20 protein-coding genes and 1 pseudogene are annotated in these 23,879 nt (G+C 70.2%); 12 read left to right on the top strand and 9 right to left on the bottom strand.

The genetic code is table 11. The annotated features are described in order from the left end of the window. Positions 1-26 precede the first annotated feature (26 nt). The gene (locus tag D3H34_RS05510) at positions 27-1,088 is read right to left on the bottom strand and encodes a porin (protein ID WP_119552423.1); all 1,062 of its coding nucleotides are present in this window, start codon (positions 1,086-1,088) and stop codon (positions 27-29) included. 282 nt (positions 1,089-1,370) lie between these two features. Between D3H34_RS05510 and D3H34_RS05505 the strand changes: the two genes are divergently transcribed. Then, positions 1,371-1,994, top strand: coding sequence for a Crp/Fnr family transcriptional regulator (locus D3H34_RS05505; protein ID WP_286185466.1), 624 nt, complete (start codon positions 1,371-1,373; stop codon positions 1,992-1,994). Between the two features lie 19 nt (positions 1,995-2,013). On the opposite strand, the gene D3H34_RS05500 is transcribed toward D3H34_RS05505, so the two are convergent. The 7 genes from D3H34_RS05500 to D3H34_RS05470 form a co-directional block, all read right to left on the bottom strand. After that, positions 2,014-2,640, bottom strand: a complete 627-nt coding sequence (locus tag D3H34_RS05500) for a YdeI/OmpD-associated family protein (RefSeq protein ID WP_119552514.1) — start codon at positions 2,638-2,640, stop codon at positions 2,014-2,016. Beyond that, a complete protein-coding gene (locus D3H34_RS05495) occupies positions 2,637-3,593 on the bottom strand; it encodes a phosphatidate cytidylyltransferase (protein ID WP_119552421.1) in 957 nt (318 codons plus the stop codon). Before D3H34_RS05495 ends, D3H34_RS05500 begins: the two co-directional genes overlap by 4 nt. Then, entirely contained in the window at positions 3,590-4,291 is a 702-nt protein-coding gene (locus D3H34_RS05490; protein ID WP_119552513.1) for a lysophospholipid acyltransferase family protein, read from the bottom strand. Before D3H34_RS05490 ends, D3H34_RS05495 begins: the two co-directional genes overlap by 4 nt. A 74-nt stretch (positions 4,292-4,365) precedes the next feature. Continuing rightward, positions 4,366-4,806, bottom strand: a complete 441-nt coding sequence (locus D3H34_RS05485; protein ID WP_119552420.1) for a hypothetical protein — start codon at positions 4,804-4,806, stop codon at positions 4,366-4,368. Next, positions 4,799-6,142 carry a phosphatase PAP2/dual specificity phosphatase family protein gene (locus tag D3H34_RS05480; RefSeq protein WP_119552419.1) on the bottom strand — a complete coding sequence of 448 codons (1,344 nt, stop codon included), beginning with the start codon at positions 6,140-6,142 and terminating at the stop codon, positions 4,799-4,801. Before D3H34_RS05480 ends, D3H34_RS05485 begins: the two co-directional genes overlap by 8 nt. Further along, positions 6,139-7,905, bottom strand: a complete 1,767-nt coding sequence (locus D3H34_RS05475) for a bifunctional alpha/beta hydrolase/class I SAM-dependent methyltransferase (protein WP_119552418.1) — start codon at positions 7,903-7,905, stop codon at positions 6,139-6,141. Before D3H34_RS05475 ends, D3H34_RS05480 begins: the two co-directional genes overlap by 4 nt. 35 nt (positions 7,906-7,940) lie before the next feature. After that, positions 7,941-8,567 (bottom strand): CDP-alcohol phosphatidyltransferase family protein, encoded by a 627-nt coding sequence (locus D3H34_RS05470; RefSeq protein ID WP_119552417.1) that lies wholly within the window; start codon positions 8,565-8,567, stop codon positions 7,941-7,943. Positions 8,568-8,734: 167 nt separating this feature from the next. Here D3H34_RS05470 and ruvB point away from each other — a divergent pair, with 167 nt between their 5' ends. Then, a complete protein-coding gene (gene ruvB, locus D3H34_RS05465) occupies positions 8,735-9,799 on the top strand; it encodes a Holliday junction branch migration DNA helicase RuvB (RefSeq protein WP_119552416.1) in 1,065 nt (354 codons plus the stop codon). A gap of 7 nt (positions 9,800-9,806) precedes the next feature. After that, complete coding sequence (dmeF, locus tag D3H34_RS05460; protein ID WP_119552415.1) at positions 9,807-10,769, top strand: CDF family Co(II)/Ni(II) efflux transporter DmeF; 963 nt, start codon at positions 9,807-9,809, stop codon at positions 10,767-10,769. Here the strand turns inward: dmeF and D3H34_RS05455 are convergent. Then, positions 10,766-12,562, bottom strand: coding sequence for a lysoplasmalogenase family protein (locus D3H34_RS05455; RefSeq protein WP_119552414.1), 1,797 nt, complete (start codon positions 12,560-12,562; stop codon positions 10,766-10,768). The two genes, dmeF and D3H34_RS05455, sit on opposite strands and share 4 nt — an antisense overlap. 94 nt (positions 12,563-12,656) lie before the next feature. On the opposite strand from D3H34_RS05455, the gene D3H34_RS05450 reads away from it, so the two are divergent. The 9 genes and pseudogenes from D3H34_RS05450 to D3H34_RS05410 form a co-directional block, all read left to right on the top strand. Next, complete coding sequence (locus D3H34_RS05450) at positions 12,657-13,553, top strand: UDP-2,3-diacylglucosamine diphosphatase (protein ID WP_119552413.1); 897 nt, start codon at positions 12,657-12,659, stop codon at positions 13,551-13,553. A gap of 152 nt (positions 13,554-13,705) precedes the next feature. Further along, on the top strand, positions 13,706-14,908 hold the full coding sequence (locus tag D3H34_RS05445; RefSeq protein WP_119552412.1) for an acyl-CoA dehydrogenase family protein: 1,203 nt from the start codon (positions 13,706-13,708) through the stop codon (positions 14,906-14,908). Between the two features lie 12 nt (positions 14,909-14,920). Further along, a complete protein-coding gene (locus D3H34_RS05440; RefSeq protein ID WP_119552411.1) occupies positions 14,921-16,057 on the top strand; it encodes an acyl-CoA dehydrogenase family protein in 1,137 nt (378 codons plus the stop codon). A 17-nt stretch (positions 16,058-16,074) separates the two neighbouring features. Continuing rightward, a complete protein-coding gene (locus D3H34_RS05435) occupies positions 16,075-17,589 on the top strand; it encodes an acetyl-CoA acetyltransferase (protein WP_119552410.1) in 1,515 nt (504 codons plus the stop codon). Then, the gene (locus D3H34_RS05430) at positions 17,586-18,365 is read left to right on the top strand and encodes an enoyl-CoA hydratase-related protein (protein ID WP_119552409.1); all 780 of its coding nucleotides are present in this window, start codon (positions 17,586-17,588) and stop codon (positions 18,363-18,365) included. Before D3H34_RS05435 ends, D3H34_RS05430 begins: the two co-directional genes overlap by 4 nt. Positions 18,366-18,545: 180 nt before the next feature. After that, positions 18,546-19,370, top strand: coding sequence for an enoyl-CoA hydratase/isomerase family protein (locus D3H34_RS05425; RefSeq protein ID WP_119552408.1), 825 nt, complete (start codon positions 18,546-18,548; stop codon positions 19,368-19,370). A 130-nt stretch (positions 19,371-19,500) separates the two neighbouring features. Further along, positions 19,501-20,604 (top strand): CaiB/BaiF CoA transferase family protein, encoded by a 1,104-nt coding sequence (locus tag D3H34_RS05420; RefSeq protein ID WP_119552407.1) that lies wholly within the window; start codon positions 19,501-19,503, stop codon positions 20,602-20,604. Between the two features lie 76 nt (positions 20,605-20,680). Further along, positions 20,681-22,267 carry an acyl-CoA synthetase gene (locus tag D3H34_RS05415; RefSeq protein ID WP_286185463.1) on the top strand — a complete coding sequence of 529 codons (1,587 nt, stop codon included), beginning with the start codon at positions 20,681-20,683 and terminating at the stop codon, positions 22,265-22,267. Between the two features lie 21 nt (positions 22,268-22,288). Then, positions 22,289-23,851, top strand: a pseudogene (locus tag D3H34_RS05410) (long-chain-fatty-acid--CoA ligase); the annotation flags it as partial. Between the last annotated feature and the right edge of the window lie 28 nt (positions 23,852-23,879).

The raw sequence follows: 23,879 nt of genomic DNA, 5'->3' as shown, positions 1-23,879 counted from the left end.
GAGAGAAGTCGGAGGTCGGGCGGGTGTCAGAAGTTGTGGCGGATGCCGGTGGCGAGCACGCGCACGTCGTTGCCGCTGTTGACCACCACGGGGATGGTCGCGAGCGAGGCCGAGGCGCCGTGCCGGTTCAGCAGGCGCAGCCAGCGCGCGTAGACCACGGTGCGCTTGCTCAGGTAGTAGTCGTAGCCCAGCGTCCAGGCCAGCTGAGAGCGGTCGCTCTCGGCCACCTTGCGCTGCGTGGCGCCGAAGATCAGGTTCGACGCGGGTGTCACGTTGTAGGTGGCACCCAGGTTCACGAGCTTGGCGGTCGGCACGTTGGGCAGGCTGGAGGCGTTGCGCACGTAGCTGGCGTACAGCTGCAGGCCGATCGACGGCAGCTCGTACGAGCCGGTCAGCGCCTGGTAGGTCGTGGTGGCGGGCGAGGCCACGGGCGCTGCCGCCGAGCCCGAGCGCGCGCGCTGGAAGGCGTAGGCGATGTAGTAGGGCTTGCGCGACCAGCCGAAGTTGCCGCCGTAGACGTTGCCGCTCTGGTGGCTCGGCGCGCTCGACTCGCCCGGCGCGTAGGCCACGTCGGCGAAGAACTCCATGCTGGCCGGCGTGCGGTAGCGCACCATGTTGCTGGCACGGGCCGCGAAGGGTGTCATGCCCGGCTGCGCGTCGGTGGCGGCCACGAGGTTGATGGGCGAGAACACCGAGTTCAGGCCGTAGGGGTCGGCCTTGAACAGCGCGTAGAACATCGGCGTGTACATGCGGCCCGCGTCGATCTGCCCCCACGGCGCCGAGAACCCCACGAAGGACTGCCGGCTGAACGACATCGCGGGGCCGGGCAGCGTGCCGTTGCCGGTGTCGGGCGCAAAGCCGCTCTCGAGCGTGAAGTGCGCGCCCAGGCCGCCGCCGAGGTCTTCGGTGCCGCGAAAGCCCAGGCGCGAGGCGGTCTGGCCGCCGTCCTCGAGCCGCGTCGACGAGGCGTTGCCTGATTTGGCGTGCGCCATGTACAGGTCGACTGTGCCATAGACGGTCACGGTGCTTTGCGCGAGCGCAAGGGCGGAAGCCGTCAGCGCGAGGCCGGCGGCGGCTGTCTTCTTCATGTGATGTGTCTCCAGGTGCGGTGTGCCGCCTGCGGGGGCAGGGCGGTGCCGCTTGTGTGCTTGTCGAGGTCCGGGGCTTACGATAGAAATGAAGACCCGCTGAATCTGTCAACGCTTTGACAGATTCATGAACATCAAGGCAGGGAGAACCCGCTGGCCCGATCGTCTGTTTCCACCGCCAAAGCCACCAAGGACGCGCAGGAGAGCGCCGAGCTGCTCGATCGCGGGCTGCGCTGGAACGAGCTGTTCCAGCACTGGCCCGACGCGCGCCGGGCCGAGCTGATGAAGTCGGCGCGGCTGGTGCGCTACCGCCGCCGCACGCAGGTGCTGGCGCGCGATCGCCACAAGCGCGAGCTGCTGGCGGTGGTGTCAGGCAGCCTGGAAATCAGCAGCATGAGTCCGGTGGGGCGCAAGTACGTCAACGCGCTGCTCGGGCCCGGGCAGGTGGCGCCGCTGGTGCGCCTGCTCGCGGAAGTGCCGCTGCCCTACGACTACCACGCGCACGAAGACTCGGTGATCGTCCACCTGCCCTGCGACGCCGTGATCGCGGTGCTCAACACCGAGCCCATGCTGTGGCGCGGCGTGGCCGAGATGGCCCTGCAGCGCCAGCGGCTGAGCGTGTCGCTGCTGCAGAACCAGATGCTGAACTCGGTGCGCGGGCGCGTGGCCGCCACGCTGATGAGCGTGATCCACTTCTACGGCATGCAGGTGAAAGCCGCCGCAAGCCTGCCCGTGCGCCTGTCGCAGAACGACCTGGCGGCGATGCTCGGGCTGTCGCGCCAGACGATCAACAAGGAGCTGGGCCGGCTGGTCGCCGAAGGCGTGATCGACATGAGCTACAAGCGCATCCGGATCGTCGACCCGGACCAGCTCAGGGCCATCGCGACCGGCACCGGGCCGCAGTGATTCCAGGCCTCACACCTTCTCAGGGGTGGATCTTCTCGCCCCTGGCCAGCATGTCGACGAACTGCGCGATGCGCCGGGCCCGTGTCTCGGGCTTCTTCGCGCCCTGCGTGCGAAACAGGATGGCGAAGCGGTTGCGCGAATCCAGCGTGGCGAAGAAGGCCTTGGCCTTGCGGTTGGCGTCGAGCGCGGCCTGCAGGTCGGGCGGCACGGTGGCCACGCTGGCGGCGTCGTAGGCCGCGTCCCAGCGGCCGTCGGCGCGGGCGCGCTCCATCTCGGCCAGGCCGCCGGCCTGCATGCGGCCTTCGTCGATGAGCTTCAGCACCTTGTCGCGGTTGATCTTCGACCAGGTGCTGCGCGCGGTGCGCGGCGTGAAGCGCTGCAGGAAGAACTGCGCGTCCTGGCTCTTGCGCTGGCCGTCGATCCAGCCGAAGCACAGCGCGATCTCCAGCGCTTCGGAGTGGTCGACGGAGGCGATGCCGCTGGCCTTCTTCGCAATGCGCAGCCAGACGCCGGCGTGGCTCGCATGGTGCTTCTGGTACCAGCGCAGCAGTGCGGCTGCGTCGGCGCATTCCAGCGGCGTGTCGTCGACGATGCGGTCGGCCTTGAGCGCCTTGCTTGCCGTCGTTTTCTTCGCCGCCGGACTCACGGCACCCACCAGTAGCGCAGCGCGTGGAAGTAGATCGGCGCCGCGAAGATCACCGAGTCGAGCCGGTCGAGCATGCCGCCGTGGCCTTCGATCATGGAGCCCCAGTCCTTCACGCCGCGGTCGCGCTTGATGGCCGACATCACGAGCCCGCCGAAGAAGCCCAGCAGGCAGATCATGAAGGCCATGAGCGCGGCCTGCCACGGGTTGAAGGGCGTGGCCCAGTACAGCGCCGCGCCCAGCGCGGTGGCGCTGGCCACGCCGCCGATCAGGCCTTCCCAGGTCTTGGAGGGCGAGAGTTCGGGCGCCACCTTGCGCTTGCCGAAGAGCTTGCCCCACACGTACTGCAGCACGTCGCTGCCCTGCACCACGATGACCAGGAAGGCGATCAGCAGCAGGTTGCGGCCCTCGAAGCCCGGGATCTGCAGCGTGAGCAGCGCCGGCACGTGGCTGATGCAGAACACGCACACCATCAGGCCCCACTGGATCTTCGAGGTGCGTTCGAGGAAGCGCTGCGTGTCGCCGCCCACGGCCGCCAGGATGGGCAGCAGCAGGAAGGCGTAGACCGGGATGTAGATCGAATACAGGCCGTACCAGTCGATCCAGATCAGGAAGTACTGGCCCGGCAGAGCGACGAAGAAGGCCAGCGCGATCGCGCCGTGGTCGCCGCGCCGCGTGTAGGCCAGGCTGATGAACTCGCGCAGCGCGTAGAACGAGATCAGGTAGAACAGCACGATCACGCCGCCCTTGCCGAAGGCGAAGGCCAGGCCGATCACCGCCACCATCACCCACCACGCGTTGACGCGCGAGTTGAGGTTGTCGATCACCGAATGTGGCTGGCCGTGCGCCACGCGCCACTTGAGCAGCGCGCCGATGGCCGAGGCCAGCACGAGCACGCCGAAGACGCCGCCGAAGAGCTTGAAGGTGGTCCAGGCGAAGGGGGACAGTTCGATCACGAGGCGGTCCCTCCGTTCTGGTTGTTGTTGCCGTTGCTGCCGTTGTTTCCGTTGGTGTCGATGCGGTCGTACTCGGGGCGCATGTCGAGCATCGCCGCGCGCGCGCGGGCCAGGAACGACACCTTGTCCTCGCCTTCTTCCAGCACGATCGGCGTGCCGAAGCGCACCGTGCAGGCCAGCGGAATCGGCACCAGCACGCCCTTGGGCAGCACGCGCTTGAGGTTCTCGATCCACACCGGCACCAGCCGCACATGCGGGCAGGCGCGCGCCAGGTGGAAGAGGCCGCTCTTGAGCGGCAGCAGGATCTCGTCGCCGGTGTTGCGCGTGCCCTCGGGGAACATGATGAGCGAGTCGCCGCCTTCCAGCGCCTCCTTCATCTGGTCAACCGGGTTGCCGCCCTGGCCGGAGCCGTCGCGGCGGATCATGAGCGCGTTGAACACGTCCTTGCCGATGAAGTTGCGCAGCTTCGAGGCCTCCCAGTAGTCCTGCCCGGCCACGGGCCGCGTGAGGGCGCGCAGGTCGGGCGGCAGCGTGGCCCACAGCAGCACGAAGTCGCCGTGGCTCGTGTGGTTGGCGAAGTACAGCGTCTGCTCGGCCTTGGGGCTCGTGCCCGACCAGATGGCGCGCACGCCGGTCAGCAGGCCCGCCGCGCCGATGATCAGCTTGCCCGCCACCACCGCGAGCCCGCGGCGCACGATGGCACTTGGGCGTGCGCTGTCGTCGCTGCTGCTGCTCTTGCTGTTGTCGTTCGTGTGGTTGCCGTTGTCGTTGTTCAAGCGAGTTCCTGTGTCATGAGGGCGAGCAGGAAGAGCGCGTTCTGGCAGGCGATCACGATGGCGTGACGCTGCATCAGTTGGCGGGTTCCCTGCACGCGGTCGGCGAGCGCGCGGGCGCTGGGGTGCGGCGGCGGGTCGCGCAGCCCGAGCACGGAGAGCGCGTTGTCCAGCGCACCCAGCGAGGCGATCTGGCCACTGGCCAAGCCTTCGAACAGCGCCTGGTCCAGCCGCAGCCGGAAGGCGAAGTAGCGTTCGAGCACGCCCAGCACCATCACCGAGGCGAAGGCCAGGATGGCGGTGTTCGAGAGCCCGCGCATGGTGAGCGCCAGCACCAGCGCGGCGATGCAGGTGAGCGCGAGGCCCCAGAAGGCGAGCACGGTGGCGGCGCGCAGCAGGCCGGCCAAGGCGGTGCAGGTGGCGCGTTCGTTGTCAGTCATGGCGCGAGGGGGTGTCAGGTGTGGGGGCGAGCGCGGCACGCCAGGCGGCGCGCAGCACGATCTGCGGACGTGCGCGTCGCACGGTGTCTTCGGCCTGCGCCAGGCCCTGGTCGCGGCCCAGCCAGGCGATCGTGGCGGCGGCGCTGCGCGAGAAGCCCAAGGCGCAGCAGACCCAGACCGTCGCGCCGTCACGCGCGGCGGCACGGCGCTGGCCTTCGATCACGGCCGCGGCGCGGCGCAGGCGCACGGGCGGCGGCACCACCAGGTCGAGCAGCGGCACGCAGCGCGCGTGCGTGGACCGCACGCCGGCCGGCAGTTGCAGTTCGGCGCACAGGCTCACGAGCCGGGGCTGGCCGGCGGCGAGCCATTCGGCGTGCGTGGGGCGCCGGCCGAGCCGCAGACCGGGTACGACCTCGACCGAGGCGGGCAGCCTGCGCGTCCATAGCCACGCGTTGACGGCCGCGCCCAGGCGATAGGGCGCGAACAGCCAGCGCGCCGCCCAGCCCATGCGGCCGTGGCCGTCCATCTGAAAGCCGCGCGCGCCGAAGCCGAGGTAGTTGAGCGCCACCAGCGCCAGCGCCGCCGCCGGCCATGCCAGCCACAGCGCCACGCCGCCCGTCGCCAGTGCGACGCCCAGGCACAGCGCCGCGCCCACGGCATAGAAGCCTGCGAGCTTCAGCCGCTGCGGATCGCGCGCAAGGCGCCATGCGCGCAGCATCGACACCTGGCGCGCCATCGGCCACAGCCATACGCAGAAGATGCCCAGCAGCGCGCCGGTCGGGATGTCGATGAAGTGGTGCTGCCAGGTGGTGAGCACCGAGGCGCAGATCGCGAAGGCCCATACATGCAGCACCCACCGTGCCCACAGCGGCCGGATGAACCGCCGGTACCAGTCCCACAGGATCACGGCCAGCGCGATGTGCAGGGAGGGCGCCTGGTTGTACGGCTGGTCGAAGCCGCGCAGTGCGTCGAACAGGAAGGCCGGCGCGCCCTCGACCGCCGGCTGGCCGAAGCTGAAGTGCAGCGGCCAGAGGATGAAGCAGGTGCAGGCGATGAGCGTGGCGCTCACCAGCCGCAACGCATGCCGGTCCAGCGTGTGGCGATCGCGCGCCAGGAACAGCGACAGCGCGTAGAAGACGTTGATGGTCCAGTACGGAAAGATCGTCCAGGCCCAGAAGGGCACCTGCCGCTCCCAGTCGAAGGCCATCGAGGGCACGCTGGTGCGCGTGGTGGCCCACCAGTTGGCGAAGCCGTAGGTCGCGTAGAACAGCGGCCCCAGGAACACCAGCCACGCGGCGGCGCGCTTCCAGGGCCGTTGTGCCAGCCAGCCGGTCATTGCGCGACGCGCACCGCCAGCGACACCGTGAAGATGCCCCACTCGTCGACCCGCTGGTCGATCTTGCGGAAGCCCGCTTCTTCGACCAGCTGGTCCATCTCGGCCTGCGTGCGCCGGCGCATCACCCAGGCTTCGCCCTGGCGGTGGCTGGTGAGCGCGCGCGCGATCATTTCAAGTTGCGGATGCCAGGGCTGGCCGGTGTAGACCAGGTAGCCGCGGTCTTCCACCGCGTCGCCCACGCCCGCGAGCGAGCGGCGCACCATCTCGTTGTCGGGGAACAGCTCGTACAGGCCCGAGACCACGGCCAGCGTGGGCCGCGGCGTGACGCTCGCGAGGCTCACGCGGTCGAAGGCGTCGGCCTGCACGAACTGGGCGACGTCTTCCAGGCCCTTCTCGGCGATGAGCGCCGTGCCGTCGCGCACGTTGATGTCGCTGTAGTCGCGCAGCAGGATCGAGCTGGCCTTCACCGGGCTGGCCAGCACGGCGTCGAGCACGTAGCGGCCGTGGCCGGCCGCGATGTCCATGACCCGCACTTCGCGGTGCATCTCGACCAGCCGCTCCATCGCGATGCGCAGCAGCTCCTCGACGTGGATCTTGCGCTGGCGGATGCCGCGCCAGCCGATGGAGTTCAGGTAGGTGTTGTCGACCGACCGGCCCAGCGCGCCCTTGCCCTGCGGCTGGTTGCGGTAGACGTAGTCGAGTGTGCTGCCCGAATCGAAGCCCGTGGCGTGGCCCAGCGCGATGCCGCTGGACAGCGCCCCGCCCACGCGCAGCCCGCCGCGCGTGATCGCCCAGTAGGCGCCGCGCGGCGACAGGGGCGAGAGCGGTTCGGCCAGCGCGCGCGATTCCTCGGCCGTGTGGCCGCTCAGGTGCGCCTCGCGCAGGTCGACCGGCACGGCCGGTTCGTCGAAACGCTGCAGGATGAATTCGCGGATCGATGCCACCGCGGGTGCCCGGTCCTTCTCGCCCAGCGTGTCGTGGAAGAAGCCCGGCAGCACCGTCTTCGTCTTGACCGCGCTGCCCAGCCGGTCGAAGAACTGGTGCTGCGGCTTGTGGTGCACCACCCAGTCCGCGCCGGAAATGAGCAGCTGCACCGGCAGCGTGATCGCGTTGGCGTCGGCCACCACGCGGTCGGCCGCTTCGTACAGGCCCAGCAGGATGTTGACGGCGATCGGGCGCGTGATCAGCGGATCGGTCTTGTAGCTCTCGATGCGCTCGGGGTCGTGCGTGAGGAACTTCGGTTTCACGTAGCTGTTGACGAAGAACAGCCCGCGCAGCTTCTGCATCAGCGCCAGCCCCGGCCGCGCGAACGGCACGTAGAGCTTGACCTTGAAGGCCGGCGAAGCCAGCGTGAGGCCGCGCACCTTGGGGGCGTAGTCGTGCGCCCAGGTGGCGATCAGCACCGCGCCCACGCTCTGCGCGACCACGTGGATGTCGTGCTCGGGTACGCCGTGCGCGCTGGCGATGTGCTGCACGAAGGTCTGCACGTCGCGCACCGAGGTGCCGAAGCTGGGGCTGTAGCCGCGCTGGCCTGGCGAGCGGCCGTGGCCGCGTGCGTCCCAGGCGAAGAAGTCGAAGTCGGGCAGGTCCAGTTCGTCGACCAGATGCGCCATGCGCGCGCCGTGCTCATGGCCGCGGTGGAACAGCAGCACGGCACCGCGCCGCGCGGCGCCCGTGGCCGGCCAGTGGCGGTAGAAAAGCGATTCGCCGTCGTGCGTGCGGAAGTGGTGTTCGGCGGCGACGCGGGGTGCGGAAAGGGTCATGAAGAGGGTTCTTCTTTATTTTGTATGGGGTTGTTTCAGGCGGCGGGGCGATCGACGCCGGTTTCGGCCTCGGCCAGCGCGCGGCGGATGCGGTTGACGACCGTCCACGCGACGAGCGCGGCCAGGAGCGGCATCAGGAAGGCGGTCCAGCCCGGCAGCGGCCCGCCGAGGGCCACGTACAGTCCCAGCGCGCCGAACACGAAGGCCCGGTCGCTCTTGCCCATGGGCCCGTCGTAGCGGCGCGATGCGCCCACCGTGGGGCCCAATGCGCCAGCAAATTCGCTCAGCCCGGCCAGCACGATCACCGTGCCGACCCAGAACGGCGCGAACGGCACCACCAGCACGAAGGGCAGGTAGAGCGCGGCGTCGGAGACCACGTCGGTCAGTTCGTTGAGGAAGGCGCCCAGCTTGCTCTGCTGGTGATGCTCGCGCGCCAGCATGCCGTCGATGGCGTTGAAGGCCATGCGCAGGAACATCCAGGCGGGGACCAGTCCGAAGGCCGCGAGAGAAGGCGCCGCGAAGAACAGCCACAGGCCGAGCACGACCGAGATCGCGCAGGCCGCCAGCGTGACCTGGTTGGCCGTGACCCCCATGGCATGCAGGCGGCCCACCAGTGGCCGCAGCAGTGCCTGGAAACGCGGTTTCAATTCGTAGATCGACACCTGTTGCCTTCCCCTCTTTCGTTATATGGCCGAAGCATTCTGCCAGTGAAGAATGGCCCCCACGCTCGGCACTTCGTGTCCTCGCTGCCCCCCGAGGGGGCCGCTCGCTTGCTTGGGGCGGCCCGGCGCGGCGCTCGGCACTAAACTCGCAACCGAAAACCCCGCCCATGACCATCCAGACCGACGATTTCGCACCCGCCCCGCAACGCGTGGTGTCCGCTGCCCCCGCTTCGCCCAACGAGGAGGCCATCGAGCGGGCCTTGCGCCCCAAGCTGCTCGATGAATATGTCGGCCAGGCCAAGGTGCGCGAGCAGCTCGAAATCTTCATCGGCGCCGCGCGCAAGCGCAAGGAGGCGCTCGACCACGTGCTGCTGTTCGGCCCGCCCGGCCTGGGCAAGACCACGCTGTCGCACATCGTGGCGGCCGAGCTGGGCGTCAACCTGCGCCAGACCTCGGGCCCGGTGCTCGAGAAGCCCAAGGACCTCGCGGCGCTGCTGACCAACCTCGAGCCGAACGACGTGCTCTTCATCGACGAGATCCACCGCCTGAGCCCGGTCGTCGAGGAAATCCTGTATCCCGCGCTGGAGGACTACCAGATCGACATCATGATCGGCGAGGGCCCCGCGGCGCGCAGCATCAAGCTCGACCTGCAGCCCTTCACGCTGGTGGGCGCCACCACCCGCGCCGGCATGCTCACCAACCCGCTGCGCGACCGTTTCGGCATCGTCGCGCGGCTGGAGTTCTACACGCCTGAAGAGCTCGCGCTCATCGTGCACCGCAGCGCCGGCCTGCTCAAGGTCGAGGCCGACCAGGCCGGTGGCTTCGAGATCGCGCGTCGCTCGCGCGGCACGCCCCGCATCGCCAACCGCCTGCTGCGCCGCGTGCGCGACTACGCCGAGGTCAAGGGCAACGGCCGCATCACGGCCGACATCGCGAACAAGGCGCTGGCCATGCTCGACGTCGACCCGCAGGGCTTCGACCTCATGGACCGCAAGCTGCTCGAGGCCGTGATCCACCGCTTCGACGGTGGCCCGGTCGGCCTGGACAACGTGGCCGCCAGCATCGGCGAGGAGCGCGACACCATCGAGGACGTGATCGAGCCCTACCTGATCCAGCAGGGCTACCTGCAACGCACGCCGCGCGGGCGCATCGCCACGCTCGCGGCCTACCGCCACCTGGGCGTGGCGCCGCCTTCGGGCCGCGCCGACGGCCCGGACCTCTTCGGAGCCTGAAGACCCCATGCACACCCATGACCTGAGCGCATGGCAGCACGACCACCAGTTCGGCGCCGGCAATGCCTCCGCCGAACGCAGCACGCGCCTGGTGATGTGGATCACCGCCGCGATGATGGTCGTCGAGATCGGCGCCGGCTGGTGGTTCAACTCGATGGCGCTCTTGGCCGACGGCTGGCACATGAGTTCGCACACGCTGGCCATCGGCCTGAGTGCCTTCGCCTACGCGGCTGCGCGCCGCTATGCGCGCGATCCGCGCTTTGCCTTCGGCACCTGGAAGATCGAGGTGCTCGGCGGCTTCGCGAGCGCGTTGCTCTTGCTGGGTGTCGCGGCGCTGATGGTGGTGGGCTCGCTGGAGCGCCTGTGGTCGCCCGTGGCCATCCACTACCCCGAGGCGATCTCGATCGCGGTGCTCGGGCTGGTGGTCAACCTCGTCTGCGCGCGGCTGCTGGGCCATTCGCACGACCACCACGGCCATGGGCATGACCACGCGCATCACGGGCACGACCATGGCCACGATCACGCGCACGGCCACGACCTGAACCTGCGCTCCGCCTACCTGCACGTGGTGGCCGATGCCGCCACCTCGGTGCTCGCCATCGCGGCGCTGCTGGGCGGCTGGTTCTACGGCTGGTCGTGGCTCGACCCGGTCATGGGCATCGTCGGCGCCGTGCTCGTCGCGGTCTGGGCCAAGGGCCTGCTGAAGGAAACCGGCAAGGTCCTGCTCGACCGCGAGATGGACCACCCCGTCACCGAAGAAATCCGCGAAGGCGTCGAGACCATGCTGGCCGATTCCGAGACCCGCGTGGCCGACCTGCACGTCTGGCGCGTCGGCCGGGGCGCCTATGCCTGCGCGCTGACCGTGGTGACGCACTCACCCACGCTCACGGCCGACGAGGTGCGGGCGTGCTTCTCGATGCACGAGGAGATCCGGCACTCGACGGTGGAAATCCAGCGCTGCGCTGACTAGGTTCGGGCCTTGCTCCTTTCTCCGCTGGGGGAGGGAGCCAGACAAAGCCAGGCAGCCGAGCGGCTGTGCCGCACGATCAGCATCTGCGCCACGTAGTACGTGGACAGCACCCACAGCGACGCCAGCGGCAGCGGCGACACGAACCGGTTGATCGCCAGCAGCGAATCGCTCAGCATGAAGAAGCAGGCGCCCACCGCCACCCAGAGCGCGGTCGGGTCGCGCGTGCGAAGAACGGCAGCGCGGCCGATGGCCTGGGCGGCCATGCAGGCGATCACCACCACGTAGAAGCCGACCGGAATGCGCAGCGCCGCCGGCAGGCCGCCTTGCCACAGAAAGGCGTACATGCCCGCGCCGATCAGCAGCGTGGCCGCCAATGCGCGCGGGCGCGGGAACAGCCCGACGCCGATGCGGAACAGCGCGATGTACGCCAGGTGCGCGAGCAGGAAGCACACGAGCCCGGGCACGAAGAGCTTGGCCGATCCCATCAGCAGCACGTCGCCCGCGAGCGAGAAGACCAGGCCGGTCAGCAGCAGGGCGTCGAAGCGCGTCATGCCGTCCGGCTGCTGCCGTGCGCGACGGGCCGCGAAGACGATCGCGATCGCCAGGGCCAGCGGCTTGAAGATGAAGTGCAGCCAGCCGATGCCCAGCGCCGCGCTCGCCGTGGCCAGCGCGGCCGCCTCGACCAGCAGCACCTCGGTGACCGACAGCCGGCCCTGCAGCACCGCGCCGACCGCCCACAGCCCGGCCGTCAGCGCGGCCAGCCAGGTGGCGGCCTGCGGCAGCGGCAGGGTGTCGGAGTGCCAAAGGAACACCGTCACGGCAGCGAGCAGCCCGAGGAACTGCAGGCCCGCGAACCACTGCACGCCCCGGCTCACCACGGGCTCGTAGCGCGTCACCTTCGCGATGTCGAAAGCCGGCTTCGGGTAGCGCGCCGCCACGTCGTCCGGGCGCCAGCCGGGCGGCTTGAACCACACGCGCAGCTTGTCGGACCAGCGGCGCGCATGCCATGAGTCTTTCGCCAGCGCCCAGTACACCTCGGCGTTGGCCCACAGCGGGTCCCAGCTCTTGAGTTCGCCGCGCGTGCCGTAGACGCAGCGTTCGTCCTCCTCGCGGAAGGTGCCGAACAGGCGGTCCCACACGATCAGCACGCCGCCGTAGTTGCGGTCGAGGTAGCGGTCGTTCACCGCGTGGTGCACGCGGTGGTTCGAGGGCGAGCAGAACCAGCGGTCGAACCAGCCCAGCTTGCCGACCTGTTCGGTGTGGACCCAGAACTGGTAGAGCAGGTCGATGAGCGACACCACCACGAACACCAGCGGCGGCACGCCGGCCGCCGCCATCGGCAGGTAGAAGATCCAGCCCAGCAGCGCGCCGCTGGAGGTCTGGCGCAGCGCGGTCGAGAGGTTGTAGTGCTGGCTCTGGTGATGCACCACGTGCGCCGCCCACAGCACGGCCGATTCGTGGCCCATGCGGTGCAGCCAGTAGTAGCAGAAGTCGTAGAACACCAGCGCCAGCAGCCAGCCGTACCAGGTGGTCCAGAACTCGCGCGCCGCGTCCTGCGGAACGAGCGCGATCGCCGAATACACCGCGGTGTAGATGCCGATGCGCAGCAGCCCCGTGAGCACCGCGCTGATCTGGCTCAGCATGCCCAGCCCGATACTGTTCACGGCGTCGGCCAGGCGGTAGGTGTCCTGCCCGGTGCCGCGCCGGGCCCGCGCGCGGCCGACCGCGAACTCGATCGCGATCAGCAGGAAGAACACGGGGGACACGAGAACGATGATCTGGCCAGAGCGCATCGGCCGATTGTGGCGTTGCCGTGTCGCCACGCGTCACCGGGATGTCACGGAGTCGCCATCGCGCGGTCACGCGCGGGTGCGAACCTGCCGGACCATGCAACGCGACGACGCCTTCCTTCGCGCCTGGCGCGACACCGCGATCCAGCCTCCCGAGCCGGAGGACGACGATTCGGCGCGCCCGCCGATGCGCTTTCGCACGCTGTGGATCTCCGACCTGCACCTGGGCACGCCCGGCTGCCAGGCCCGGGCGCTGCTCGACTTCCTCAAGCACACCGAGTGCGAGACCCTGTTCCTGGTCGGCGACATCATCGACGGCTGGCAGCTCAAGCGCCACTGGTACTGGCCGCAGGCGCACAACGACGTGATCCAGAAGCTGCTGCGCAAGGCACGCAAGGGCACGCGCGTGATCTTCATTCCGGGCAACCACGACGAGTTCGCCCGCAAGTACCTGCACCACAACTTCGGCGGCATCGACGTGGCCGACGAATGGATCCACGAGACCGCCGACGGCCGCAAGCTGTGGATCATCCACGGAGACCTGTTCGACGGCGTGATCCAGTGCGCCAAGTGGCTGGCCTACGTGGGCGACTCGCTCTACGAGTTCACGCTCAAGCTCAACCGGCACCTGAACTCGCTGCGCGCGCGCATGGGGCTGCCGTACTGGTCGCTCTCGAAGTACCTCAAGGGCAAGGTCAAGCGCGCCGTGAGCTACGTCGGCGACTTCGAGAACGCCGTGGCGCGCGAGGCCCGCAACCGCGGTGCGCAGGGCGTGGTGTGCGGTCACATCCACCATGCCGAGATGCGTGACATCGACGGCATCCTGTACTGCAACGACGGCGACTGGGTGGAAAGCCTCACGGCGCTGGCCGAGCACGCGGACGGCACGCTGGAGATCATCGACTGGGCGAAGCACATGCCGGTGGCGGCCAAGGCGGCGCCGGTGCGTGAGGCCCGCGAAGCCCGAGAGGCACGCGAGGCCGTCGAGGCCTGACCCGTCTTCGCCCCGGACCGGTCCGGGGCCTGCATTGAGGCAGAAAGCGCTCACCGCCGCCGTGGCGGCGGCCACGTTCGTCCGATCCGACGATGCCGCGCAGGCGCGCGCGCCGCACACTTGCCGGGTGTGAACCCCTGTGAGACAACACCATGGCCTGGACCCTCAGCGCGGCAGAGACCGCGTTTCGCGACGAGGTTCGCGAGTTTCTTGCGCGCGAGCTGACACCTGAGCTGCGCGCCGCGGGCCGGCGCTGCGCCGGCATCTTCACCGACTACGACGAGGGCATCCGCTGGCACCGCATCCTGGCCGCGCGCGGCTGGAGCACGCCGAGTTGGCCGGTCGAGCACGGCGGCACCGGCTGGACGCCGATGCAGCACTATCTTTTCGCCAGCGAACTGGCCGAGGCCGACGCGCCGCCGCTCGCGCCCATGGGCACCGGCATGGTCGCGCCGGTGATCATCGCGTTCGGCACGCCGGAGCAGAAAGCGAAGTGGCTGCCCGGCATCCGCGCGGGCGACGACTACTGGTGCCAGGGCTACTCCGAGCCGCAGTCGGGCTCCGACCTGGCCTCGCTGCAGTGCAAGGCAGTGCGCGACGGCGACGACTACGTCATCAACGGCACCAAGATCTGGACCACCCACGCGCAGTACGCCAACCGCATGTTCTGCCTCGTGCGCACCGCCTCGGGCGGCAAGGCGCAGCAGGGCATCAGCTTCCTGTGCTTCGACATTCCCCGTGCCGGCCTGACGATCCGCCCGATCATCAGCATCTCGGGCGACCATGAGCTCAACCAGGTGTTCTTCGACGACGTGCGGGTGCCCGCGAGCAGCCTGATCGGCGAGGAAAACCAGGGCTGGACCGTCGCCAAGTACCTGCTGCAGCACGAGCGCGGCAGCGCCTGGGCGCCGCTCCTGCGGGCGCGCCTGCGCCGGGTGCGCACGGCGGCCGACACCGCCTTCGCCGCCGCGGGCGAGGCCGCTGCCGACGAGGCCCGCGAGATGGCGCTGCGCCTGGCGGAGCTGGACTGCGCCATCGACGCGGTCGAGGCCACCGAGCTGCAATCGCTGCGTGCCCAGGCGCGCGGCGAGCCGCCCGGCATCCGGCCCTCGATGGGCAAGGTGATGGGCTCCGAGCTGCGCCAGCGGCTGACCGAACTCGGCGTGGAAATCGCCGCCCACTACGCTGCCGTCAACCTGCCGCTGGACGACGGCCTGCAGGGCGCGCTGGCCGTGCCCGAGGACTCGGTGTACGCCATGTCGGCCTACCTCAACGACCGCGCCGCGTCGATCTACGCGGGTTCGAACGAAGTGCAGCGAAACATCATCGCGGCCCAGTTGCTGCAATCACGCTGAGGCCCGCTTGCCATGACCACCCTCACCGAACAAGAAGACACCCTCGCGATGCTGCGCGACAGCCTGGCGCGCTACCTCGACGACCAGCACGGCTTCGAGCAACGCCTGCATGCGCTGGCTGCCGCCGACCACGCGCCGCCGCCGTTCTGGCAAGGCCTGGCCCGCGACCTCGGGCTGCTGGGCGCGGCCCTGCCCGAATCGCAGGGCGGGCTGGGCCTCGGGCTGGCCGCGCACCTCGCGCTGATGCCCACGCTGGGCGGCGCGCTCGCGGCCGAGCCGTACCTTTCCACGCTCGTGATCGGCGCCGGTCTGCTGCAGCGCCATCCGGGCGCATTCGCCGATGCATTGCTCGCGCGCGTCGTCGACGGACAGGCCGTGCTGGCCTTCGCGCACGGCGAGCCGCACAGCCGCCATGCGCGCGACGACGTGCGCACGCGGCTCGTGCGCGAGTCGGATGGCCGGTTGCGGCTCGACGGCCGCAAGGCCGTGGTGCAGGCCGCGCCCTGGGCAAGCCATTTCATCGTCACCGCGCGCAGCGACAGCGGCCTCTCGCTGCTGGTCGTGCCCAAGGACGCGCCGGGCGTGCAGCTACGGGCCTACCCCACGCGCGACGGCGGCCGCGCGGCCGACATCGCCTTCGAATCGGTGCGCCTGGAGGCCGACGCGCTGCTCGGCACCGAAGGCGGCGCGTTGCCGCAGATCGAGCAGGCGCTCGACGAGGCCACGCTCGCGGTCTGCGCCGAGTCCATCGGCATCCTGCGCCGGCTGATGCGCGACACGCTCGACTACGTGCGCCAGCGCAAGCAGTTCGGCGTGCCGATCGCCAGCTTCCAGGTGCTGCAGCACCGGCTGGCCGACATGCACATGGCGCTGGAACAGGCCGACGCGCTCACCGCCAGCGTGGGCGAGGCGATGGCCACCACGACCAGCCCGCAGGCGCGCGCCCGCGCGGTGTCGTCCGCCAAGGTCGCGGTCGCCAAGGCCTGCCGCGCCGTGGGGCAGGGCGCGGTGCAACTGCACGGCGGCATGGGCATGACCGAAGAACTCGCCGTCGGCCACTACGTGCGCCGCGCCACCCTCATCGAAGGCCAGTTCGGCCCGCCCGCGTGGCACCTGCGCCGCGTGGCGCAGCTTCAACAACAGCAATAACTTTCGCAGCAGCAACCATGACAGCACTGGACGACCGCACGCCGGTCATCGTCGGCGTCGGCGAGATCACCCACCGCACCAAGGAGGCCGCCGAAGGCCTCGAACCCATCGAACTGATGGCGCGCGCCATGCGTGCAGCCGAACAAGACAGCGGCGCCGCCGCGCTCCTGGCCGGGCTCGATTCGCTCGACATCGTCTGCGAATACTCGTGGCCCTACACCGATGCGCCCGCGCTGCTCAATGCGCGTCTGGGTTGCAGCCCGGCGCGCAGCGTCTACGGCGAGACCGGCGGCGAATCGCCGGTGCGCTACATCCACGAGGCCGCGCTGCGCATCGCGCGCGGCGAGAGCAAAGTGGCGGCCATCACCGGTGCCGAGGCACGCTACACCGTCGACGCGGCCGCCAAGCAAGGCATCGCGCTCGACTGGACGCCGCGCGACGACAGCGTGAAGCTGGTGCGCGGCACCGACATCTGCCACCCGGTGGCGATCCGCCTCGGCGCGGCCATGCCGATCACCATCTACCCGTTCTACGAGAACGCCGCGCTCGCGCACTGGGGCCAGACGCCGCGCCAGGCGCAGGACGAATCGTCGCGCCTGTGGGCGCGCTACTCCGAGGTGGCCGCCGCCAATCCCTACGCCTGGCTGCGCAAGCCCTTCACGTCCGAAGACATTGCGCGCATCGACGCGGCCAACCGCCTCATCGCCTGGCCCTACACCAAGCACATGGTGGCCAACCCGGTGGTCAACATGGGCGCGGCCGTGCTGCTCACCAGCGTGGGCCATGCGCGCGAACTCGGCATTCCCGAAGACCGCTGGGTCTACGTGTGGGACGGCGCCGCCGCGCGCGAGCCGCGCGACTACCTGCAGCGCGACCAGTACCACCGCTCGCACGCGCAGGACCTCGTGATGGAGACCGTGCTTGCGCAGGTCGGCGGCGACGCCTCGGCCTTCGAGATGCTGGAGCTGTACAGCTGCTTCCCCATCGTGCCCAAGATGGCGCGTCGCACGCTGGGCCTGGCGCCCGAGGCGCGCATGACTTCCACCGGCGGCCTGAGCTTCTTCGGCGCGCCGCTGAACGACTACATGACGCACGCCGCCGCCGGCCTGGTGCGCGCGCTGCGCGAGGCGCCCAAGGGCAAGGCCGCGCTGCTCTACGGGCAGGGCGAGTACGTCACCAAGCACCATGCGCTGGTGCTGGGCTCCAGCCCGCCGCCGCAGGGGTTGCCGAAGGCCGACTACAGCGTGCAGGCCGCCGCCGACGCGCGACGCGGGCCGGTGCCGCCGCTGGCGCTGCAGTACGCGGGCGCCGCCACGCTGGAGACCTTCACCGTGGTCTACGGCCGCGACGGCCAGCCCTCGCAGGGCATCGTGATCGCACGCACGCCGGCCGGCGAACGGCTCATGGCGCGTGTCGAAGGTACCGATGCTGCCTCGCTGAAGGTGCTGACCGACCTCGATCGCAGCCCTGTCGGCTGCAGCGGCGCCGTGACCGCTGGCACCGATGAACTCTTGAACTGGAGCGTTGCATGACCGCCGTCACCCTTGAGCGCCTGCCGGGCCATGTCGCCCTCGTCACCATCGATCGCCCTGAGGCGCGCAACGCCATCAACGGCGAGGTCGCCGCGGGTCTCGAAGCCGCCGTCGACGCCACCGAGGCCGACGACGACATCCGCGCCGTGGTGCTCACCGGTGCCGGCCGAGAGGCCTTCTGCGCGGGCGCCGATCTGAAGGAAGTGTCGGCCGGCCGCGGTAGCGCGCTGCGCACCGAGCGCGGCGGCTTCGGCGGCTTCGTGTTCCGCGAGCGCAGCAAGCCGTGGATCGCCGCCGTCAACGGCAAGGCGCTGGCCGGCGGCACCGAGCTCGTGCTGGCCTGCGACCTCGTGGTGGCCGTGCGGCAGGCGGCCTTCGGATTGCCCGAGGTGCTGCGCGGGCTGATCGCCGCGGCGGGCGGGCTGTACCGGCTGCCGCGCGCCATTCCGCCGAATATCGCGCTCGAACTGATCCTCACGGCGGGCCAGCTCGATGCAGAGCGCGCGCACGGCTTCGGGCTGGTCAATCGCCTCGTGGACGATGTGGAAGGGTTGCGCGAAGCCGCGCTGGCACTGGCCGCCGAGATCGCACGCAATGCGCCGGTGGCCGTGCGCCAGAGCTTGCGCGTGGCACGCGAGGCGAACAGCGGGCTCGACGAGGCTGCGTTGCGTGCCCTCACGCGAGATGCCTTCGAACGCGTGGCCGCCAGCCAGGACTTCAAGGAAGGCCCGCGCGCCTTCATCGAGAAGCGTGCGCCGCGCTGGACCGGCCGCTGACATTGGGCTCGCCCCCGGGCTTCGCGCACTTCGTGTCGCTTCGCCTACCCCCTACCGAGGGCGACACCTGCGGCCCGGCGAAGCCGGTTCCGCGGTGTCTCGCGAAGGGGATATCAGCTCACGACGCATGAAGCGAGAAGGCGGCAGTTCCTCATTCACCCAGCCAGAAAGGCCACGCCCATGTCCGACACCGAAGAAGACATCCTCATCGACCGCAGCCGCGACGGCATCGCGCTGCTCACGCTGAACCGTCCGGCCCGCCTCAACGCGCTGAGCCAGCCCGCCGTGCGGCGCCTGTGCGCCGCGCTCGATGCGCTGGCGCACGATGACGGCGTGCGCGTGCTGATCCTCACCGGCGCGGGGCGAGGCTTTTGCGCCGGCTGGGACCTCACCACGCCGCTTACGCGCCGCGACGACCAGCCACTGGCCGGCGAGCCCTCGGTGACCGACCTGATGGCGGGGCAGGAACTGTTCGCCGGCATGGTGCGGCGGCTGCGCGCGCTCGACAAGGTGGTGATCGCCGCCGTCAACGGCGTGGCCGTGGGCGCGGGCTTTGCGCTCACGCTGGGCGCCGACATCCGCGTGGCCGCGCGCTCGGCCTCGTTCCATGTGGGCGCGGTGCGCATCGGCCTCACGGCCGGCGAGTGCGGCATCAGCTACCACCTGCCGCGGCTGGTGGGCGCCTCGCGCGCCTTCGAACTGATGCTCACGGGCCGGCCGGTGCAGGCCGACGAGGCCGAGCGCATTGGTCTGGTCGCCGCGCTGGTGGACGATGCCGAGGTGCTGCCGCGCGCGCTCGCCATGGCCGCCGACGTGCTGCGCAACAGCCCCTACGCCACGCGCCACACCAAGCAGGTCATGTGGACCAACCTCGAGGCGCCCAGCCTGGATGCCGCGCTCGAGGTGGAGAACCGCGCCCAGGTGCTGGCGCTGAAGACCGAGGATTTCCGCGAGGCCGCCGCCGCCTTCGCGGCCAAGCGCGCGCCCGTCTTCACGGGCCGTTGAACGGGCCACTGAACAGGTTGCTGAGCGGGTCTGCCTCGCTTTCGTCGCTTCAGACGATGCGACGGCGGGCCCCGCGCGCCAAGATGCCCTCATACAACAGGCCGCCCGGTGCGCGCCAGAGGAGACACACATGGCAGGACCCCTGAAAGGACTTCGGGTCGTCGAGATGGCCGGCATCGGCCCCGGCCCCTTTTGCGCGATGCTGTTCGCCGACATGGGCGCGGAGGTGCTTCGCATCACGCGCCCCGGCACGCGGCGCGACCCCCACGACATCCTGGCGCGCGGGCGCAGCACCTGGGAGGTCGACCTGCGCGCCCCCGGCGCTGCGGCCCCGGTGCTCGACGCCATCGCGCGCGCCGACATCCTCATCGAGGGCTTCCGCCCCGGCGTGATGGAGCGCCTGGGCCTGGGCCCGGCCGAGTGCCATGCGCGCAACCCGCGCCTGGTCTACGGCCGCATGACCGGCTGGGGTCAGCACGGCCCGCTGGCGCACGCCGCCGGCCACGACATCAACTACATCGCCATCAGCGGCGCGCTGCACGCCATCGGCCGCTCGGGCGAGGCGCCCGTGCCGCCGCTGAACTACGTGGGCGACTTCGGCGGTGGCGCCATGCTGCTGGCCTTCGGCCTGCTGGCCGCGCTGCACGAGGTCAAGGCCTCGGGCCAGGGCCAGGTGGTGGACGCCGCCATGACCGACGGTGCGGCGCTGCTGTCGGCCATGATGTACGGCTTCAAGTCGGCCGGCCAATGGAGCAACCAGCGCGGCGAGAACATGCTCGACGGCGGCGCCCACTTCTACGACACCTACGCCTGCGCCGACGGCAAGTACGTGGCCATCGGCTCCATCGAGCCGCAGTTCTACGCGCTGCTGCGCGAGCGCTGCGGCCTCGTCGACGACCCGGCCTTCGACGCCCAGATGGACGCCGACCGCTGGCCGCTGCTCAAGCTGCGGCTGGCCGACGTGTTCCGCACCCGCACGCGCGACGAATGGTGCGTGCTGCTCGAAGGCAGCGACGCCTGCTTCGCCCCCGTGCTCGACTGGGACGAGGCGCCGCAGCACCCGCACAACGTGGCGCGCGGCACCTTCGCCACCGTGGGCGGCGTGGTGCAGCCCGCGCCCGCGCCGCGCTTCAGCCGCACCGCGCCGGTCGTGCCGCCGGCCGTGTCGCCCGACGACGGGCAGGCCCTGCTGCAACGCTGGGGCGCCGCCGTGCCCGTGGCCGAAGCGCGCTGACGTCTTTCGCTTGTCTCTCCCGGGCATGCGCATCCGCGCATGCATGGCATCCACGCACCGACAGGAGCCCCTGCCCATGTCTTCGATGCAACCGTCGCAACCGCAGCTGTACCTCACGCAGGCCCTGCACCGCGTCATGCAATGCAGCCCGCGCGCCGTCGCCACCGTGTTCCAGGGCCGCACCCGCACGTATGGCGAACTCGGCGAACGCGTCGCGCGCCTGGCGGGTGCCTTGCGGCGGCTGGGCGTGCAGCCTGGCGACCGCGTGGGCGTGCTCGCGCTGAACGCCGATCGCACGCTGGAGTACTACCTGGCCGTGTGGTGGGCTGGCGGCGTGGTCAATCCGGTCAATACGCGCTGGAGCGTGGCCGAGATGGCGCATTCGCTCGACGACTGCGCCACCGGCATTCTTTTCGTGGACGACCAGTTCCTGCCGGTGGCCGGCGAACTGCGCGCCGCCGCGCGCGCCGTCACCACCTGGATCTACATGGGCGAGCGGCAGGCGCCCACGGGCATGACCGACTGCGAGGCCCTGATCCGCGAGAGCGAGCCCGTGCCCGACGCGCTGCGCGGTGGCGACGACCTCGCGGGCGTGTTCTACACCGGCGGCACCACCGGCCGGCCCAAGGGCGTGATGCTGAGCCACGCGGCGCTGGTCATCAACGCGCAGGTGTCGATGCTCGGCGCCTTCTTCGACGACAGCGCGCGGCTGTTGCAGGTGGCGCCGCTCTTTCACCTGGCGGGGCTGTCGTTCCTGCTGCGCGGCGTGCTCATGGGCTGCGCACAGATCATCCTGCCGGGCTTCACCGTGGACGGCATGCTCGCGGCCATCGAGCGCGACCGCGCCACCAACCTCATGGCCGTGCCCGCGATGCTGCAGATGCTGGTGGACGACCCGCGCACCGCGCAAGCCGACCTGTCGAGCGTGCGCTTCGTCGGCTACGGCGCCTCGCCGATCACCGAGGCGCTGCTGGAGCGCGCCTTCGCCACCTTCCCGCAGGCCGAGTTCGCGCAGGGCTACGGCATGACCGAGCTGTCGGCCGGCGTGAGTTACCTCACGCGCCACTACCACTCGCCCGAAGGCCGCAAGCTCGGCAAGCTGGCCTCGGCCGGGCAGGCGCTCTCGGGCATCGACCTGCGCGTGTGCGACGGCGACGGCCAGGAGGTGCCGCGCGGCACAGTCGGCGAACTCACGGTGCGCAGCCCATGCGTGATGCAGGGCTACTGGAACCTGCCCGAGCAGACGGCGGCCGCGCTGCGCGATGGCTGGATGCACACCGGCGACGCTGCCCGCATGGACGACGACGGCTTCGTCTTCATCGTCGATCGCTACAAGGACATGATCGTGAGCGGTGGCGAGAACATCTACTGCGCCGAGGTCGAGGGCGCACTTGCGCGCCACCCTGCCGTGGCCGCCGCCGCGGTCATCGGCGTGCCCGACGAGCGCTGGGGCGAGGCCGTGCATGCCGTGGTCGTGCGCAAGCCTGGCACCGGCGCGGATGCCGACGCGCTCATCGCCCATTGCCGCGAATTGATCGCCGGCTACAAGTGCCCGCGCAGCATCGAGTTCGTCGAGGCGCTGCCGATCTCGGGCGCCGGCAAGGTCATGAAGTACCGCTTGCGCGAACCGCATTGGGCGGGTCACGCGCGCCGGGTTGCCTGAAAAACCACCAAGGAGACAAAACCCATGTTCCTCACCCAGCCCCTGCACAAGGGCCGCCGCGAGAAGGCCCGCGACACCGCCGTGGTCTGCGGCAACCATCGCCTCGACTTCGCCACGCTCACCGACCGCGTGGCGCGCCTCGGTGCCGTGCTGCAGCAGCTCGGCATGGCGCGCGGCGACCGCGTCGGCATGATGGCCCTCAACTCGCACCGCTTCGTCGAATTCTTCTTCGGCACGTGGTGGGGGGGCGGTGTCATCAATCCGGTGAACATCCGCTGGAACCCGAAGGAGGTCGCCTACTCGCTGGACGACTGCGACACCCGCATCCTGCTGGTGGACGACCTGTTCGCGCCGATGGCCGGCGAGCTGCGCAAGCTCTCGACCTCGCAGCGCACCGTGGTGTACTGCGGCGAGGGCGCGGTGCCCGAGGGCATGGTCGGCTACGAAGCGCTGCTGGCCGAGGCCCGGCCCATCGAGGACGCGCCGCACAGCGCCGATGAGCTGGCCGCCATCATGTACACCGGCGGCACCACCGGCCGGCCCAAGGGCGTGATGCTCACGCACGGCAGTCTCTACATCAACGCGCTGAGTTCGGTGGCGGCAGTGCCGCGCGAGACGCGCAATGCCGCCGTGGTCATCGCCGTGCCCATGTTCCACGTGGCCGGCTGCGGGCTGTCGCTGCAGAGCATCCTGCGGCTGGTGCCGCAGCACGTGGTGCCGATGTTCGACGAGGTCGCGATCCTGCAGGCCATCCAGGCCGCGCGCGCCACCGAGATGTTCCTGGTGCCCACCATGATCAAGCGCGTGATCGAGCACCCGCGCTTCGCCGAGTTCGACCTGTCGAGCCTTCAGATGCTGCTGTACGGCGCCGCGCCCATCGACGTGGCGCTGCTCGAGCAGGCAATGGCCGCGCTGCCGAAGACCAGCTTCTCGCAGGCCTACGGCATGACCGAGCTGTCGCCCACTGTGGCCGTGCTGATGCCGCACTTCCACCTGCCCGGGCCCGACCGCAACCGCCTGCTGCGCGCGGCCGGCACGCCGGTGCCCGTGGCCGAGATCCGCATCGTCGACGGCGAGGACAACGAAGTGCCCCCCGGCCAGGTCGGCGAGATCGTCGCGCGCGGCCCCATGGTCATGAAGGGCTACTGGAACAAGCCTGCCGAAACCGAGGCCGCGCTGCGCGGTGGCTGGATGCACACCGGCGACGGCGGCTACATGGACGAACACGGTCTGCTGTTCGTGGTCGACCGCATGAAGGACATGATCGTCAGCGGCGGGGAGAACGTGTACTCGGCCGAGGTCGAGAACGCCATCGCGCAGATGCCGCAGGTGCTGATGTCCGCCGTCATCGGCGTGCCCGACGACAAGTGGGGCGAGCGGGTGCATGCCGTGATCGTGCTGCGCGAGGGCATGTCGCTCACGGCCGATGAGGTCATCGCCCATTGCCGCGACCAGATCGCCAACTACAAGTGCCCGCGCAGCGTGGAGTTCCGCGATGCGCTGCCGCTGTCGGCGGCCGGCAAGCTGCAGAAATTCCAGCTGCGCGAGCCCTTCTGGGCCGGCAAGGAACGCCGCGTGGGTTGAACCCCATTCCCCCGATTTCAAGACACTG

The sequence above is a fragment of the Acidovorax cavernicola genome (genome assembly GCF_003581445.1).
This window is presented reverse-complemented; position numbering and strand designations above follow the sequence as displayed.